At 59.8% G+C, this 16170-nt stretch carries 15 protein-coding genes; 10 read left to right on the forward strand and 5 right to left on the reverse strand.

What is annotated here, in order from left to right; genetic code table 11:
- The first annotated feature begins 4 nt into the window (after positions 1–4).
- A complete protein-coding gene (gene nuoM, locus IMQ56_RS10560) occupies positions 5–1534 on the forward strand; it encodes an NADH-quinone oxidoreductase subunit M (protein ID WP_003861498.1) in 1530 nt (509 codons plus the stop codon).
- A 6-nt stretch (positions 1535–1540) separates the two neighbouring features.
- Positions 1541–2998, forward strand: coding sequence for an NADH-quinone oxidoreductase subunit NuoN (gene nuoN / locus IMQ56_RS10565; RefSeq protein WP_015572273.1), 1458 nt, complete (start codon positions 1541–1543; stop codon positions 2996–2998).
- Positions 2999–3162: 164 nt separating this feature from the next.
- On the opposite strand, the gene IMQ56_RS10570 is transcribed toward nuoN, so the two are convergent.
- Positions 3163–4167, reverse strand: a complete 1005-nt coding sequence (locus IMQ56_RS10570; RefSeq protein WP_015572274.1) for a chemotaxis protein — start codon at positions 4165–4167, stop codon at positions 3163–3165.
- 64 nt (positions 4168–4231) lie between these two features.
- Entirely contained in the window at positions 4232–5149 is a 918-nt protein-coding gene (gene rbn / locus IMQ56_RS10575; protein ID WP_015572275.1) for a ribonuclease BN, read from the reverse strand.
- Positions 5150–5220: 71 nt separating this feature from the next.
- On the opposite strand from rbn, the gene IMQ56_RS10580 reads away from it, so the two are divergent.
- The 8 genes from IMQ56_RS10580 (at position 5221) to menE (ending at position 13132) form a co-directional block, all read left to right on the forward strand.
- Entirely contained in the window at positions 5221–5685 is a 465-nt protein-coding gene (locus IMQ56_RS10580; protein WP_064489642.1) for a GNAT family N-acetyltransferase, read from the forward strand.
- 50 nt (positions 5686–5735) lie between these two features.
- A complete protein-coding gene (gene elaB, locus IMQ56_RS10585; RefSeq protein ID WP_017693006.1) occupies positions 5736–6041 on the forward strand; it encodes a stress response protein ElaB in 306 nt (101 codons plus the stop codon).
- Between the two features lie 86 nt (positions 6042–6127).
- Entirely contained in the window at positions 6128–7423 is a 1296-nt protein-coding gene (gene menF / locus IMQ56_RS10590) for an isochorismate synthase MenF (protein WP_017693007.1), read from the forward strand.
- Between the two features lie 88 nt (positions 7424–7511).
- A complete protein-coding gene (gene menD, locus IMQ56_RS10595) occupies positions 7512–9182 on the forward strand; it encodes a 2-succinyl-5-enolpyruvyl-6-hydroxy-3-cyclohexene-1-carboxylic-acid synthase (RefSeq protein ID WP_048219737.1) in 1671 nt (556 codons plus the stop codon).
- A complete protein-coding gene (gene menH / locus IMQ56_RS10600; protein ID WP_048219739.1) occupies positions 9179–9955 on the forward strand; it encodes a 2-succinyl-6-hydroxy-2,4-cyclohexadiene-1-carboxylate synthase in 777 nt (258 codons plus the stop codon). Before menD ends, menH begins: the two co-directional genes overlap by 4 nt.
- Complete coding sequence (gene menB / locus IMQ56_RS10605; RefSeq protein ID WP_003859452.1) at positions 9952–10809, forward strand: 1,4-dihydroxy-2-naphthoyl-CoA synthase; 858 nt, start codon at positions 9952–9954, stop codon at positions 10807–10809. Before menH ends, menB begins: the two co-directional genes overlap by 4 nt.
- The gene (gene menC, locus IMQ56_RS10610) at positions 10809–11774 is read left to right on the forward strand and encodes an o-succinylbenzoate synthase (protein ID WP_032102727.1); all 966 of its coding nucleotides are present in this window, start codon (positions 10809–10811) and stop codon (positions 11772–11774) included. The genes menB and menC overlap by 1 nt, the downstream gene beginning before the upstream one ends.
- Complete coding sequence (gene menE / locus IMQ56_RS10615; RefSeq protein ID WP_196063815.1) at positions 11771–13132, forward strand: o-succinylbenzoate--CoA ligase; 1362 nt, start codon at positions 11771–11773, stop codon at positions 13130–13132. The genes menC and menE overlap by 4 nt, the downstream gene beginning before the upstream one ends.
- On the opposite strand, the gene IMQ56_RS10620 is transcribed toward menE, so the two are convergent.
- The 3 genes from IMQ56_RS10620 to IMQ56_RS10630 are packed head-to-tail and all read right to left on the reverse strand — an operon-like array spanning position 13133 to position 16082.
- Entirely contained in the window at positions 13133–14647 is a 1515-nt protein-coding gene (locus IMQ56_RS10620) for a tripartite tricarboxylate transporter permease (RefSeq protein ID WP_006811365.1), read from the reverse strand.
- An 11-nt stretch (positions 14648–14658) separates the two neighbouring features.
- Positions 14659–15090, reverse strand: coding sequence for a tripartite tricarboxylate transporter TctB family protein (locus IMQ56_RS10625; protein ID WP_003859443.1), 432 nt, complete (start codon positions 15088–15090; stop codon positions 14659–14661).
- 11 nt (positions 15091–15101) lie between these two features.
- Positions 15102–16082, reverse strand: coding sequence for a tripartite tricarboxylate transporter substrate binding protein (locus IMQ56_RS10630; RefSeq protein WP_006811363.1), 981 nt, complete (start codon positions 16080–16082; stop codon positions 15102–15104).
- Positions 16083–16170: the final 88 nt, after the last annotated feature.

The following is a 16170-nucleotide window of genomic DNA, read 5'->3' on the forward strand; positions in this document are numbered from 1 at the left end:
CGCCATGTTACTACCCTGGCTAATATTAATTCCCTTCATCGGCGGCTTCCTGTGCTGGCAGACTGAACGCTTTGGCGTGAAGATGCCGCGCTGGATCGCGCTGATCACCATGGGATTGACGCTCGCGCTTGGTCTGCAACTCTGGTTGCAGGGTGGCTACTCACTGACCCAGTCCGCGGGCCTTCCGCAGTGGCAGTCTGAGTTCATTCTGCCGTGGATCCCACGTTTCGGTATTACGATCCACCTCGCGATTGACGGTCTGTCGCTGCTGATGGTGGTGCTGACCGGTCTGCTCGGCGTTCTGGCGGTACTCTGCTCCTGGCGAGAAATCGAAAAATACCAGGGCTTCTTCCACCTGAACCTGATGTGGATCCTGGGCGGCGTGATCGGCGTGTTCCTGGCCATCGACATGTTCCTGTTCTTCTTCTTCTGGGAGATGATGCTGGTGCCGATGTACTTCCTGATCGCGCTGTGGGGCCACAAGGCATCCGACGGTAAAACGCGTATCACGGCGGCCACCAAGTTCTTCATCTACACCCAGGCGAGTGGTCTGGTGATGTTGATTGCCATCCTGGCGCTGGTATTTGTGCATTACAATGCGACCGGCGTGTGGACCTTCAACTACGAAGACCTGCTGAAGACCCCGATGTCTCACGGTGTGGAATACCTGCTGATGCTCGGCTTCTTCATCGCCTTCGCGGTGAAAATGCCGGTCGTACCGCTGCACGGCTGGCTGCCGGACGCGCACTCTCAGGCGCCAACGGCGGGTTCCGTTGACCTGGCGGGTATCTTGCTGAAAACGGCGGCCTACGGTCTGCTGCGTTTCTCCCTGCCGCTGTTCCCGAACGCCTCCGCAGAGTTCGCGCCGATTGCCATGTGGCTGGGCGTGATCGGTATCTTCTACGGTGCATGGATGGCCTTCACGCAGTACGACATCAAACGTCTGATTGCTTACACCTCCGTTTCCCACATGGGCTTCGTGCTGATTGCCATCTACACCGGCAGCCAGCTGGCGTACCAGGGGGCGGTGATCCAGATGATTGCGCACGGCCTGTCCGCTGCCGGTCTCTTCATCCTGTGTGGTCAGCTGTACGAACGTCTGCATACCCGCGACATGCGTATGATGGGCGGCCTGTGGGGCAAAATGAAATGGCTGCCGGCGCTCTCCATGTTCTTCGCGGTGGCGACTCTGGGTATGCCGGGTACCGGTAACTTCGTCGGCGAGTTTATGATCCTGTTCGGCAGCTTCAACGTGGTACCGACGATCACCGTCATCTCCACCTTTGGTCTGGTGTTTGCCTCCGTGTACTCGCTGGCGATGCTGCACCGCGCTTACTTCGGTAAAGCGAAGAGTGAAATTGCTGCACAAGAACTGCCGGGGATGTCGCTGCGTGAGCTGTTCATCATCCTGCTGCTGGTCGTACTGCTGGTGCTGTTGGGCTTCTATCCGCAGCCGATTCTGGATACCTCGCACTCCGCGATGGGTAACATCCAGCAGTGGTTTGTTAATTCTGCTTCTACTACAAGGCCGTAATTCGCCATGACAATAACTCCACAACAACTGATCGCGCTGCTACCGCTGCTGATCGTCGGATTGACGGTGGTGGTTGTGATGCTCTCCATTGCGTGGCGACGCAATCACTTCCTGAATGCGACCCTGTCCGTTCTGGGTCTGAACGCTGCGTTAGTTTCCCTCTGGTTTGTTGGCCAGGCGGGAGCGATGGACGTCACGCCGCTGATGCGCGTTGACGGTTACGCCATGCTCTACACCGGTCTGGTGCTGCTGGCGAGCCTGGCAACCTGTACCTTTGCGTACCCGTGGCTCGAAGGGTACAACGACAACAAAGAAGAGTTTTACCTGCTGGTACTGATTGCCGCACTGGGCGGTATTCTGCTGGCGAACGCGAACCACCTGGCCGCGCTGTTCCTCGGTATTGAGCTGATCTCACTCCCGCTGTTCGGCCTGATTGGTTACGCTTTCCGCCAGAAGCGCTCTCTGGAAGCGGCAATCAAGTACACGATCCTGTCTGCTGCCGCGTCGTCGTTCCTGCTGTTTGGTATCGCGCTGCTGTACGCACAGACGGGTAATCTCTCCTTCATGGCGCTCGGTAAGAGCCTTGGCGACGGCATGATGCATGAGCCGCTGCTGCTGGCGGGTCTGGGCATGATGATTGTTGGCCTTGGCTTTAAACTCTCACTGGTTCCGTTCCACCTGTGGACGCCAGACGTATACCAGGGTGCCCCTGCACCGGTCTCGACCTTCCTGGCGACGGCGAGCAAAATCGCTATCTTCGGTGTGGTCATGCGTCTGTTCCTGTACGCCCCGGTGGGCGACAGCGAAGCGGTCCGCGTGGTGCTGGGCATTATCGCGTTCGTGTCCATCATCTTCGGTAACCTGATGGCGCTGAGCCAGACCAACATCAAGCGTCTGCTGGGCTACTCCTCTATCTCCCATCTGGGTTACCTGCTGGTGGCGCTGATTGCGCTGCAAAGCGGTGAGATGTCGATGGAAACTGTGGGCGTCTATCTGGCCGGTTACCTGTTTAGCAGCCTCGGCGCGTTCGGCGTGGTGAGCCTGATGTCCAGCCCGTACCGTGGCCCGGATGCGGATTCCCTGTTCTCCTACCGTGGTCTGTTCTGGCACCGTCCGATTCTGTCTGCGGTAATGACCGTGATGATGCTCTCTCTGGCGGGTATCCCGATGACGCTGGGCTTTATCGGTAAGTTCTACGTGCTGGCCGTCGGTGTGCAGGCGGGTCTGTGGTGGCTGACGGCGGGTGTCGTTATCGGCTCCGCGATTGGTCTCTACTACTACCTGCGCGTTGCCGTGAGCCTGTACCTGAGCGCGCCTCAGCAGCTCAACCGCGATGCGCCGTCCAACTGGCAGTATAGCGCCGGCGGTATCGTGGTGCTGATCTCCGCGCTGCTGGTGCTGATCTTCGGTATCTATCCGCAGCCGCTGATTGATATCGTGCAGCGCGCGATGCCGCTGATGTAAAAACAAAAAACCCGCCTCGGCGGGTTTTTTATTGTTTTCTCCCTCTCCCCGTGGGAGAGGGCCGGGGTGAGGGCACCAGCCCGCACAGAGTAAAACATGCCCAGCGGCGCTACGCTTGCAGGGCCTACGGGTTTTGTAGGTCGGGTAAGCGTAGCGCCACCCGACTAAGCCAGCTGCTTGCGGCTAATCAACGGCCCTTCAATCTTCTTCATCGAGCGGTCCAGCACCTCTTCAATTACCGACGACAGCTCGTTCAGCTCAAACTTCGCCACATAGCCGTCCGCCTTCACTTTGCGAATATGATCTTCGTTCGCGTTGCCGGAAAGAGACGAGTGGATCACCACCGGAATATCTTTCAGTACCGGGTCGGATTTGATTTTTCGCGTCAGCGTAAATCCGTCCATCTCCGGCATTTCGAGGTCGGTTAATACCAGGGCAATCTTATCGGTAACGGGAACGCCCTCGGCCTGTGCCTGCGCGGCCAGCTGAGTGATTTTCTCCCATGCGTCTTTGCCGGTGATATGCAGCTGGGCCGGGATCTCCATCGCCTGCAATCCCTTCTCCAGCATTGAGCGCGCTACTTTTGAATCTTCTGCAACAATCGCGACAGAGCCAGGCTTGATGTTGAATTTGGTGGTTTCCAGATGGGTGGCGTGCAGATCGTGGTTCGCCGGGGTGATGTCGTACAGGATCTGCTCCACGTCCAGCACCATCGCCAGATCGTTGGTATCGGTCTTCTCGTCCAGACAGGCAATGCTGGTGATGTAGCGACCGCTGACGGCGGTTTCCGCGGCGTGCACCTGCTTCCAGTCCAGACGCATGATGTTTTCCACCGATTCTACGGCAAACGCCTGCACGCTGCGGGCATATTCGGTGATCAGCAGGATGTTCAGCCCGGTGGCTGGTTTGCAGCCGGCGACGGCGGCCAGATCGATCACCGGGATCACCTGGTCACGAATGTTCACCATCCCCATCAGCGGAGACTTCATTCCCGCCGGTTTGGTGAAGGTCGGCATCGGCACAATTTCGCGCAATTTGAATACGTTGATGCCGAACAGCTCGGATTTATTTTCGTTCAGAGAGGTGCCAAGACGGAACAGCAACAGTTCAAAACGGTTGGACAGGGTCAGGTTCGCCCTGTCATCAATATCTTTCTGGAAATTATCCATTCTACCCTCAAGAGAAATGCTGGCCTTTTAATCGTTATCGGCACGCTGAGGGAAAAATGAAGGACTAAACGCTGACCTGAGCAAAATCTTCCGCCAGCTCGCATGCCGGAAATACTTCCCGGCACTCTGCCAGCAGGCTTTCAGCGCCGCGGACGTCATAGCGTGAGCTGACGTGAGTAACAATCAGTTTCCGGACGCCAGCCTCACGTGCCAGCTGCGCCGCCTGACGCGTAGAGCTGTGCCCCCGGCTGTTGGCTTTTTCTTCCATCGCCGCTTCCAGCGTCGCCTCATGCACCATCACATCTACACCTCTGGCAAGCCTGAGCGCCGAAGGGCAGGGGGCGGTATCCCCAAAAATAGCCAGTTTTTTGCCCGGCTGCGGTGGGGCGAGGTAATCCTGACCGTTGATGACGCGCCCGTCTTCCAGCGTGACGGTCTCGCCGTGCTTCAGACGCTGGAACAGCGGGCCAGGTTTCACTCCATCGGCCTGCAACGCGGCGGCGTTCAGCGCCCCGGGCTTGTCATGCTCCTCAACGCGATAGCCGTAGCATTCCACCGGATGGTTAAGCGGGTAAGCGCGCACCAGGTAATCTCCGTCATCGAACACCAGACCCTCGCCGATCTCTAACACCTCCAGCGGATAATCGGTCCACGAGCCGCTCAGGCGCAGCGTGGTTTCAACGAATTCCTGAATACCCGCGGGGCCATAAATGGTCAGCGGGTTAGCGTTACCGGCCATCGAACGGCTGCACAGCAGGCCCGGCAGGCCAAACAGATGGTCGCCGTGCAGATGGGTGATAAATATTTTATCCACTTTCCCCGGGTGGTATGAGGTATGCAGCAGCTGATGTTGCGTACCCTCGCCGCAGTCAAACAGCCACAGCCCACCGCGGGTAGGATGCTTAAGATCCAGCAGAATCGCCGTCACGTTTCGTGAGCGGGTTGGCACCCCGGCGGACGTACCCAGAAAAATCAGTTCCATAACGCAATCAGCCCTTTGCCGAATGGGAAGGGGTTTAGTATAACGTGATGAACCCCAGGAAGGAGAAACACATGATCCAGTGGCAAGATCTACACCACAGCGAACTGACCGTTCATTCACTCTACGCCCTGCTCAAGCTGCGCTGCGAAGTTTTTGTGGTTGAACAAACCTGCCCGTATCAGGATATCGACGGCGATGACCTGATCGGCGAGAACCGGCACATCCTCGGCTGGCGCGATAACGAACTGGTGGCGTATGCGAGGATTCTGAAAAGCGAAGAGGATTTTGACCCTGTCGTCATTGGCCGCGTCATTATCAGCGGCCGCGCGCGCGGTGAAAAGCTGGGCTATCAGCTGATGGAAAAAACGCTGGACGCATGCCAGAAACAGTGGCCGGACAAGGCGTTATACCTGGGCGCGCAGGCGCATTTGCAATCATTCTATGGCCATTTTGTTTTTACCCCGGTCACGGACATTTACGACGAAGACGGCATCCCACACATCGGCATGGCACGCGAAGCGAAACAGGCGCAATAGCAATACGTTGTCTATAGTTACCGGACTGGTGTACTAACATGGAGAAAAATATGTCATTTCAATCCTGGGATACCCGAGTCGACGACGACCTGACGCTGCTAAGCGAAACGCTGGAAGAAGTGCTGCGCTCTTCAGGCGATCCTGCCGATCAGAAGTACATTGAGCTCAAAGCCCGCGCCGAGCAGGCGCTGCATGACGTGAAAAACCGCGTCAGTAACGCATCCGACAATTACTACTACCGCGCCAAGCAGGCGGTTTATCGTGCTGACGATTATGTGCATGAAAAACCGTGGCAGGGCATTGGGGTCGGTGCGGCCGTAGGGCTGGTGCTGGGTCTGCTGTTAGCCCGTCGTTAAGCCGGTAAACCACTCCCTACACGTGGGTACTGCTATTTATCGTCAGTACCCCGTATAATATAAGGCTTTAACAGGGAGAGGTTCGCGTGCACTCGATTTTCCTCGCGCTGCAAAGCCTGCGTACTCAGCTTGCGCAAGCATTGCCAGCTACACCCGGTTTACGCCATTTCGATGTCTCTTTCCCGTTAAACGACGCCTTCGATCCGCTGGCCTGGCTCGGTGTGCAGCGATGCTATCCTCAGTTTTACTGGCAACAGCGCAGCGGCGATGAAGAACTTGCCGCGCTCGGAAGCCTCGCCCATTTTGATTCTCTGGCCTCGGCCTCGCGGTTTTTGCACACCCACGACGTAGCCAATGACACCCGTATCTGCGGCCTGAACGCCTTCAACCCGGCGCAGGGCAAGCTGTTTTTACCGCGCCTTCTCTGGCGACGGTCTGGCGGGGTCGCCACGCTGCGTCTGCAACTGTGGAGCGAAACGTCGCTGCGGGAAGATGCCCGTGAGGCGCTGAATTTTGTCGATAACCTGCGCGACGCCGCGCCGATCCGCCCGTTGTCCGTGCAGATTGTGCAGGAAACCCATCATCCGGAAAAACCGGAATGGCTGGCGTTGATTCGTCAGGCGACGGATACCCTTGCTCGCGGCGATTTTGAGAAAGTGGTCCTCGCACGTGCTACAGACGTGCATTGCCAGCAGCCCGTGAACGCCATCGCGCTGATGGCTGCCAGCCGCGCGCTAAACCTCAACTGCTATCATTTTTGTATGGTCTTTGACGCCAGCAACGCGTTCCTCGGCTCGACGCCTGAACGCCTGTGGCGGCGACGCGGCACGCTGCTGCGCACTGAAGCGCTGGCAGGCACCGTCGCCAGCCATTCTGACGATAAGCAGGCCCAGCGTCTGGGCGACTGGCTGATGAATGACGACAAAAATCAGCGGGAAAATATGCTGGTGGTGGAAGATATCTGCCAGCGTCTTCAGCACCATACCCGGACGCTGGAGATCCTGCCTGCGCAGGTGCTGCGTCTGCGCAAGGTGCAGCATTTACGCCGCTGTATCTGGACCGAACTTAAACAGCCTGACGACGAGCAGTGCCTGCATATTCTGCAACCGACGGCGGCGGTGGCCGGGCTGCCGCGACAGGCGGCGCGAGAATTTATTGCGAAAGTGGAGCCGTTTGACCGGGAGTGGTACGCCGGGTCGGCGGGCTATTTATCGCGCGATCAAAGCGAATTCTGTGTGGCATTACGCTCCGCCCGCGTTCACGACGCTGCGCTGCGTCTTTATGCGGGGGCGGGCATCGTCAGCGGCTCCGATCCGGAGCAGGAGTGGCAGGAGATCGAAAACAAGGCCGCCGGGCTGCGTTCCCTTCTCCTAAGGGATTAATACTGATTCGTGCAATCCCGATTCATATCAAAATTCTGACTTTTTCTATTATTTATACTGTGTCGCATTCTTGATACTGGACAATCTCATGTCAGTAAGTTCTTTTAACCGACGCTGGGCGGCGGTGATCCTTGAAGCCCTGACCCGTCATGGTGTCAGGCATGTGTGTATTGCCCCGGGCTCTCGCTCCACGCCGCTCACCCTTGCTGCCGCGGAAAACCGGGCTTTTATTCACCACACCCATTTTGATGAGCGGGGTCTGGGCCATCTGGCGCTCGGGCTGGCGAAAGTCAGCAAAGCGCCCGTGGCGGTGATAGTCACCTCCGGCACGGCGGTGGCGAACCTCTATCCGGCGCTGATAGAAGCGGGATTAACCGGCGAAAAGCTGATTTTACTCACTGCCGACCGTCCCCCGGAACTTATTGACTGCGGTGCTAATCAGGCGATTCGTCAGCCTGGCATTTTTGCCTCGCATCCTTCACAGACGGTCTCGTTGCCGCGCCCCACCCAGGATATTCCCGCCAGCTGGCTGGTCTCAACCCTCGACCACGCCATGAACGCACTGCGCAGCGGCGGGCTGCACATTAACTGCCCGTTTGCCGAGCCGCTGTACGGTGAAATGAACGATACTGGCCTCGTCTGGCAACAGCAGCTGGGAGACTGGTGGAAGAGCGAAAAACCCTGGCTGCGCGAGCAGACGCATCTGGAAAGCGCAAAACAGCGCGACTGGTTCTTCTGGCGCCAGAAGCGCGGCGTGGTGATTGCCGGGCGGATGAGTGCGGCGGAAGGCAAGCTGGCGGCGGAGTGGGCACAAACGCTTGGCTGGCCGCTGATTGGTGACGTGCTTTCCCAGACGGGCCAGCCGCTGCCCTGCGCCGACCTCTGGCTGGGTAACGCGAAAGCGGTTACCGAGCTGGCGCAGGCGCAGATTGTCGTCCAGCTGGGATCGAGCCTGACGGGGAAGCGTCTGCTCCAGTGGCAGGCCACCTGTACCCCAGAAGAGTACTGGCTGGTGGATCCGCTCGAAGGACGCCTTGACCCGGCGCACCATCGCGGCCGCCGCCTGGTGAGCAACATTGACAGCTGGCTGGAATTGCATCCGGCGGAAAAACGCAAACCCTGGGCGGTGGAGATCCCGGCGCTGTCACGTCAGGCGTGGGAACTCACCAAAACGCAGTGCGAGGCGTTCAGTGAAGCCGGGCTTGCGCACCGTATCCGCAAATATCTTCCCGAGCAGGGACAACTTTTTGTCGGTAACAGCCTGGTGGTGCGCCTGATTGACGCCTTTTCGCAGCTGCCGGCGGGTTATCCGGTGTACAGCAACCGGGGCGCGAGCGGCATTGACGGCCTGATCTCCACCGCCGCTGGCGTACAGCGGGCCAGCGCGAAATCCACGCTGGCGATTGTGGGGGATCTCTCAGCCCTCTACGATCTCAACGCGCTGGCGCTCCTGCGTCAGGCGTCGGCCCCGTTCGTGCTGATTGTTGTGAACAATAACGGCGGGCAGATTTTCTCGTTGCTGCCGACGCCGCAAAGCGAGCGTGAGCGCTTCTATCTGATGCCGCAAAACGTGCAGTTCGAACACGCCGCTGCCATGTTCAGCCTGAAGTACCATCGCCCGGAAAACTGGGACGCGCTGGAGACGGCGCTGAACACCGCCTGGCGGCAGCCTGGCGCGACGCTGATTGAGCTGGTGGTAAACGATGCTGACGGCGCGCAGAAGCTGCAACATCTGCTTGCGCAGGTGAGTCACCTGTGATCCTCGCAGGCCTCTCCCAGCCAGGAAAACCAGGCTACCCCTGGCTGGTTTTCCTGCACGGTTTTTCCGGCGACTGTCGCGAGTGGCAGGCTGTTGGGGCGTCGCTGCATGACTACCCCCGGCTCTACCTTGACCTGCCCGGGCACGGTGGTTCAGCAGATACGGGCGTGACGGGGTTTGCAGAGGTAAATGAATTGCTCTCGCATACCCTTATTAGTTACAACATACTAAGATACTGGCTCGTGGGGTACTCCCTCGGCGGCCGCATTGCGATGTTCCATGCCTGCCAGCATCCTGCGGGGTTAGACGGGGTGATTGTGGAAGGTGGACACCCGGGCCTGCAAGACGCCGATGCGCGCCAGGCCCGGCTGATCTCTGACCGCCGCTGGGCGTCACGGTTTTGCAGTGAGCCGCTGGAGGCCGTCTTTGCCGACTGGTATCAACAGCCGGTCTTTGCCTCACTTACGGATGATCAGCGCAGGGCGCTGATCGCGCTGCGCAGCCGGAACAACGGCCCGAGGCTGGCAGAGATGCTGGAGTCCACCTCGCTTGCCGTTCAGCCTGATTTACGTCCCGCGCTCATCGCGCGTGATTTTTCTTTTGACTATCTCTATGGCGAACGTGACGGGAAGTTTGCAGCTATCGCCGCTGAACTTAACGCCACGCGTCATGCTATCCCTCACGCCGGACACAACGCCCACCGGGACAACCCGGACGCGGTTGCCGCGAGTCTGGCTCAGATACTGCGTTATCGAACAAAGGACACGCTATGATCTATCCTGATGAACACATGCTTTACGCGCCGGTTGAATGGCAGGACTGCTCCGAAGGCTACACCGACATTCGTTACCACAAATCCGCCGATGGTATCGCCAAAATCACCATCAACCGTCCACAGGTGCGCAACGCGTTTCGTCCACTGACCGTAAAAGAGATGATCCAGGCGCTGGCGGATGCCCGCTACGATGACACTATCGGCGTCATCATCCTCACCGGGGAAGGGGAGAAAGCCTTCTGCTCCGGCGGCGATCAGAAAGTCCGCGGTGACTACGGCGGATACCAGGATGATGCGGGCACGCACCACCTGAACGTGCTGGATTTCCAGCGCCAGATCCGCACCTGTCCAAAACCGGTGGTCGCGATGGTGGCAGGGTATTCCATCGGCGGCGGTCACGTGCTGCACATGATGTGTGACCTGACGATCGCGGCGGAAAATGCCATTTTCGGTCAGACTGGCCCGAAAGTCGGCTCTTTCGACGGCGGCTGGGGCGCGTCCTATATGGCGCGCATTGTCGGTCAGAAAAAAGCCCGCGAAATCTGGTTCCTGTGCCGTCAGTACAACGCCCAGGAAGCGCTGGATATGGGGCTGGTTAACACCGTGGTGCCGATCGCCGATCTGGAAAAAGAGACCGTGCGCTGGTGTCGCGAAATGCTGCAAAACAGCCCAATGGCGCTGCGCTGCCTGAAAGCGGCCCTCAACGCCGACTGTGACGGTCAGGCGGGCCTTCAGGAGCTGGCAGGTAACGCCACCATGCTGTTCTATATGACCGAAGAGGGTCAGGAAGGGCGCAACGCGTTCAACGAAAAACGCCAGCCGGACTTCAGCAAATACAAACGGAACCCGTAATGCGTTGCGCGCAGGTTTACCGCTGGCAGATACCGATGGACGCGGGCGTGGTGCTGCGTGAACGGCGGTTAAAAACCCGTGACGGCTTTTTCGTGCATCTCCGGCAGGGCGAGCGGGAAGGGTGGGGCGAAATCGCCCCGCTTCCGGGCTTTAGCCTGGAAACGCCGGACGAGGCGCAGGCTGCGCTGATGGCCTGGACGTACGAATGGCGTGAGGGAGCAGTTCCGGCGCTGCCGGACGTTCCTTCCGCCGCGTTCGGCATCAGCTGTGCGCTGGCAGAGCTGGACGGCAGTTTACCGGACGCGGCGAACTATTGCGCCGCGCCGCTCTGTACCGGCGATCCGGATGAACTTTTCGCGCTCCTTTCCGCGATGCCTGGCGAGAAGGTGGCGAAAATAAAGGTTGGCCTGTACGAAGCAGTGCGCGACGGAATGGTGGTTAATCTGTTACTGGAGGCCATTCCCGATCTACACCTGCGCCTGGACGCCAACCGCGCCTGGACGCCGCTCAGGGCGCAACAGTTTGCGAAGTACGTCAACCCGGCGTACCGCAGCCGCATCGCGTTTCTCGAAGAGCCGTGCAAAACGCGCGACGACTCGCGCGCCTTTGCCCGGGAAACCGGCATTGCCATTGCCTGGGATGAGAGCCTGCGCGAAGCCGATTTCGCGTTTGCCGCCGAGCCGGGCGTCAGGGCCGTGGTGATTAAGCCAACGCTGACCGGCAGCCTCGACAAGGTGCGCGAGCAGGTTGCGGCGGCCCATGCCGCAGGGCTGACGGCGGTGATCAGTTCATCCATCGAATCCAGCCTCGGCCTGACGCAGCTGGCGCGCATCGCTGCATGGTTAACGCCGGACACCGTTCCCGGTCTCGATACGCTAAACCTGATGCAGGCCCAGTTGATTCGTCAGTGGCCTGGCAGCACCTTGCCGTGCCTCGACGTCGGGGCGCTGGAGCCACTGCGATGAGTTTTACCGACTGGCCGTGGCGGCACTGGCGCACCCGGAGTGCCAATAAACCCGCGCTGCGTTTAGACGATGTAACGCTCAGCTGGTCTCAGCTGGGCAAGCGTATCGATCGTCTCGCAGCCGGTTTTCAGTCTCAGGGCGTTACGAACGGTGACGGCGTCATGCTGCTCGCCCACAACCACCCGCAGACCCTGCTGGCCTGGCTGGCGCTGCTTCAGTGCGGCGCCCGCATTTTGCCGGTGAACCCTCAGCTTCCCCGTCCGCTGCTGGACGTCCTCCTGCCGCAGATGACCCTGCGCTTTGCGCTGGTGCTTAACGGTGAGTATGACGGTCTGCCCGGTCTGGTATTAAGAGAGGGCGAGGGGCAGGGCTGCGTGACGTGGCGGGCAGAACGGCTGGCCTCAATGACGCTCACCTCTGGCTCCACCGGCTTGCCGAAAGCGGCGGTGCACACCTGTGCCGCCCACCTTGCCAGCGCAAAGGGCGTGCTGGCGCTGATGCCTTACGGCGGTAGCGATGACTGGCTGCTCTCTCTGCCGCTGTTTCACGTCTCCGGTCAGGGGATTTTGTGGCGCTGGTTGCAGGGCGGAGGCCGTCTCACCGTGCGTGAAAAACAGCCGCTGGAGCAGGCGCTACAGGGCTGTACCCACGCCTCGCTGGTGCCAACGCAGCTGTGGCGGCTGCTTAATTCACACCATCCCGTCGCGCTGAAAGCCGTGCTGCTCGGCGGGGCGGAAATCCCCGTTGCGCTGACCGAACAGGCGCGCGAGCAGGGGATCCGTACGTTCTGCGGTTACGGTCTGACCGAGTTCGCCTCCACCGTCTGCGCCAAAGAGGCCGACGGCGCGCCGGACGTGGGCAGCGCGCTGCCGGGCAGAGACGTTCAGGTGGTGAACGGTGAAGTCTGGCTCCGGGCGGAAAGCATGGCGGCGGGCTACTGGCGAGACGGCGCATTATTGCCGCTGGTCAATGAGCAGGGCTGGTTTGCCACCCGCGATCGCGGCGAGTGGCATGACGGACGCCTGACCATTCTGGGCCGAATGGACAATCTCTTTTTCAGCGGCGGAGAAGGGATCCAGCCGGAAGCGCTGGAGCGCGTTATCGCCACGCATCCGCAGGTAAGCCAGGCGTTTGTCGTTCCGCTGGATGATGCCGAGTACGGGCAACGTCCGGTGGCGGTAGTGGAATGCGAGCCGGGCACGGATATCACGCTGCTGCCGGAGTGGGTTCAGGGCAGGCTGGCGCGCTTTGAGCAGCCTGTACACTGGCTGGCGCTGCCGTCAGAACTGAAAAATGGCGGGATTAAAATCTCCCGCCAGGCGTTAAAGCAGTGGGTCAATGCCCTGTTGAGGGGCTAATCAACCGATATCCGGCTGCGGTTTGTGCTGGCGTCGGCGGACCCAGCGCAGCACCGGCGGCACGACAATCACCATAATCGCCATTGCCAGCAGGATCTTCGTCACGCTGCTCTCCCACAGGATCCCCATGTTGCCATTGCTGATGGAGAGGGCGCGGCGCAGGTTCTGCTCCAGCATTTCCCCCAGCACAAACCCTAAAATCAGCGGCGACATCGGGAAGTGCATCTTGCGCAGAATGTAGCCCAGCACGCCGAGCAGCACCATCAACACCAGGTCGAAGGTGGTGCTGTGCACCGCGTACACCCCAACCGCAGAGACGGCGGCGATGGCCGGGACCAGGAACCACAGGGGAATGGTCAGCATGCGGGTGAACAGGCCGATCAGCGGGATGTTCATCACCAGCAACATCACGTTGGCGATCAGCAGGGCGGCAATCAAACCCCAGACGATATCGGGCTGCTCGGTAAACATCGCCGGACCCGGGGTGATGTTATAGAGCGTCAGCGCGCCCATCATTACCGCCGTGGTGCCGGAGCCCGGCACGCCGAGGGTCAGCATCGGGATAAACGAGCCGCAGGCCGAGGCGTTATTCGCCGCCTCCGGCGCTGCCACGCCGCGGATATCGCCTTTGCCGAAGCTGTCGCTGTTACCGCTCAGCTTTTTCTCGGTCATGTAGGTGATAGCGCTGGCGATAGTAGCCCCCGCGCCGGGCAGAATGCCGACGAAGAAACCGATCACCGACGAACGCAGGGTGGCGCCAATACACTGCGCCCCCTCTTTGGCATTAAAGAGCATACGTCCGGTTTTACGCACCAGCGTCTGCCCGCTGCTGGTATGCTCCAGCATCAGTAAGATTTCTGAGACAGAGAACAGACCAATCACCACGACGATAAACTGCACGCCGTCGGAGAGATGAACGCTGTCGAAGGTAAAACGATAAACCCCGGTGTTGGCATCCACGCCGACGGTGGCCAGACTGAGGCCAATCAACGCAGACAAAAACGACTTCAGCGGATTCTGCGCCATCATGCTGCCGAGACAGGCGATGGCGAACACCATCAGGGCAAAATACTCGGCCGGACCAAACGCCAGCGACCACTGGGCCAGCGCCGGGGCGAAGAGGATGATGCCGCCAATGGCGATCATGGAGCCAAAGAACGAGCTGACGGCAGAAATAGAGAGCGCCACGCCGCCGCGCCCCTGCTGCGCCATCGGGTAGCCATCCAGCGCGGTCATAATGGCGGCGGCATCGCCGGGCACGTTAAGCAGAATCGAGGAAATACGCCCCCCGTATTCGCAGCCGATATAAACCGTCGCCAGCAGGATCAGCGCCGATTCCGCAGGCAGGTGTAGCGCAAAGGCCAGCGGCAGTAAAATCGCCACGCCGTTGATAGGGCCAAGGCCCGGCAGCAGGCCGACGATGGTCCCGACGAAACAGCCGATCAGGGCGATCACCAGGTTTTCCGGGGTCATCGCTACCGCGAACCCCTGAGAGAGATAGATCCAGGTATCCATAGCGTGCTCCGTTAGTTAAACCATGCGCCGAGCGGCAGGGTCACGTCCAGCAGGCGGTCGAAGGCGTACCAGAGTAAAATGCCCAGTACGACCCCGGAGATCCCCGCCGCAGGCAGCGAGGCGTTAAACAGTATGCCAATCACCATCGTCAGCAGGGCGGTGGCAATCGGGAAGCCGAGCCACTCAAAGCCCCACGCATACATCAGCAGGACAATTACCATTACCAGCAGACGTTGCAGCGTACGGCGTGGCGGCCACTCCACGGTATCCGGATGGCGCAGCAGCAGCGCCACCGAGCAGAGCAGCATCAGGCCGACTATGCCGACGGGGAAGGGGCGTGGCCCCACGGGTTCATAGCTGTATTCGCTGTGGATCTGCCAGGCGACGAACATGCCGCCAATGCAGAGCAGCAGCCATATCCCGGCAAAAATGCGATCGCTCATAGCGCCTCCGGTTATTTCGCCAGACCAAAGGCTTTCGCCTGTTCGCGGTAGTCATTCACCTGTTTTTTGACATACTCGTCCAGCTGCTTGCCGTTCAGGTTGAACTCAAACAGCCCGCGCAGATCGCGCTGTTTTTTGAACTCCTCGGTTTGCTGAAGTTTTGCGAAGGTATCCACCCACCACTGGTACTCGGCGTCGGTCACTTTTGGCCCGACGAAGAAGCCGCGGATGATCGGCCAGACCAGGTTATAACCCTGCTCTTTAGCGGTTGGGACGTCTGCCAGCTGGCCCGGCAGACGGTTTTCCGAGAAGACCGCCAGCACGCGGATCTTATCCCCGCTCAGGTAGGGCACCATTTCGCTGAGATCGCCCGATACCGCCTGGACGTGATTGCCCATCAGCGCCGTCACCGGCTCGCCGCCGCCTTCAAAGGCCACGTAACGCATCTTGTGCGGATCCACTTTGGCCTGCTGCGCCAGCAGCGCGGCTTTCATCCAGTCCTGGCTGCCGATAGAGGCGCCCGCGCCAATGACCACGCTGTTCGGATCTTTTTCCATGGCGGTCAGCAGATCTTTCAGGGATTTCCACGGGGAGTCCGCGCGCACGGCGATCATGCCGTAATCGGTGCCTACGGTGGCGAGCCAGCGCACGTCATTCACGTCATAACGACCAAATTTCCCCTGCGACAGGTTTAGCAGCGAACCGCCGGAGAAGGCCACCACGGTGCCCGCTTCGGCAGGGCGCTGCGCGACGATGGCGTTATAGGCTACCGCGCCCACGCCGCCGGGCATGTAGGTGACGCGCATCGGTTTTTCAATGGCCTTCGTCTCCAGCAGGCTGACCTGAATCAGCTTACAGGTCAGGTCGAAGCCGCCGCCGGGTTTGGCCGGGGCGATACATTCGGTACGGGATGGCGCGTCCTGCGCCTGGACGACAGAGGCACTCAACAGCAATACGCTTGCAGCAAGGGTAGAAAGTAATTGTTTTTTCATCGTTTATCCTCACGCCGGAGAACCGGGAGTACGGGTACGGGTGTATTTTTTCTGATTATGTGAACCACCTTGTAGCGGTTCCGTTGCG

It is taken from the genome of Enterobacter sp. Res13-Sevr-PEC09-46 (genome assembly GCF_015672585.1).
In the GTDB taxonomy this organism is placed as follows: domain Bacteria; phylum Pseudomonadota; class Gammaproteobacteria; order Enterobacterales; family Enterobacteriaceae; genus Enterobacter; species Enterobacter hormaechei_C.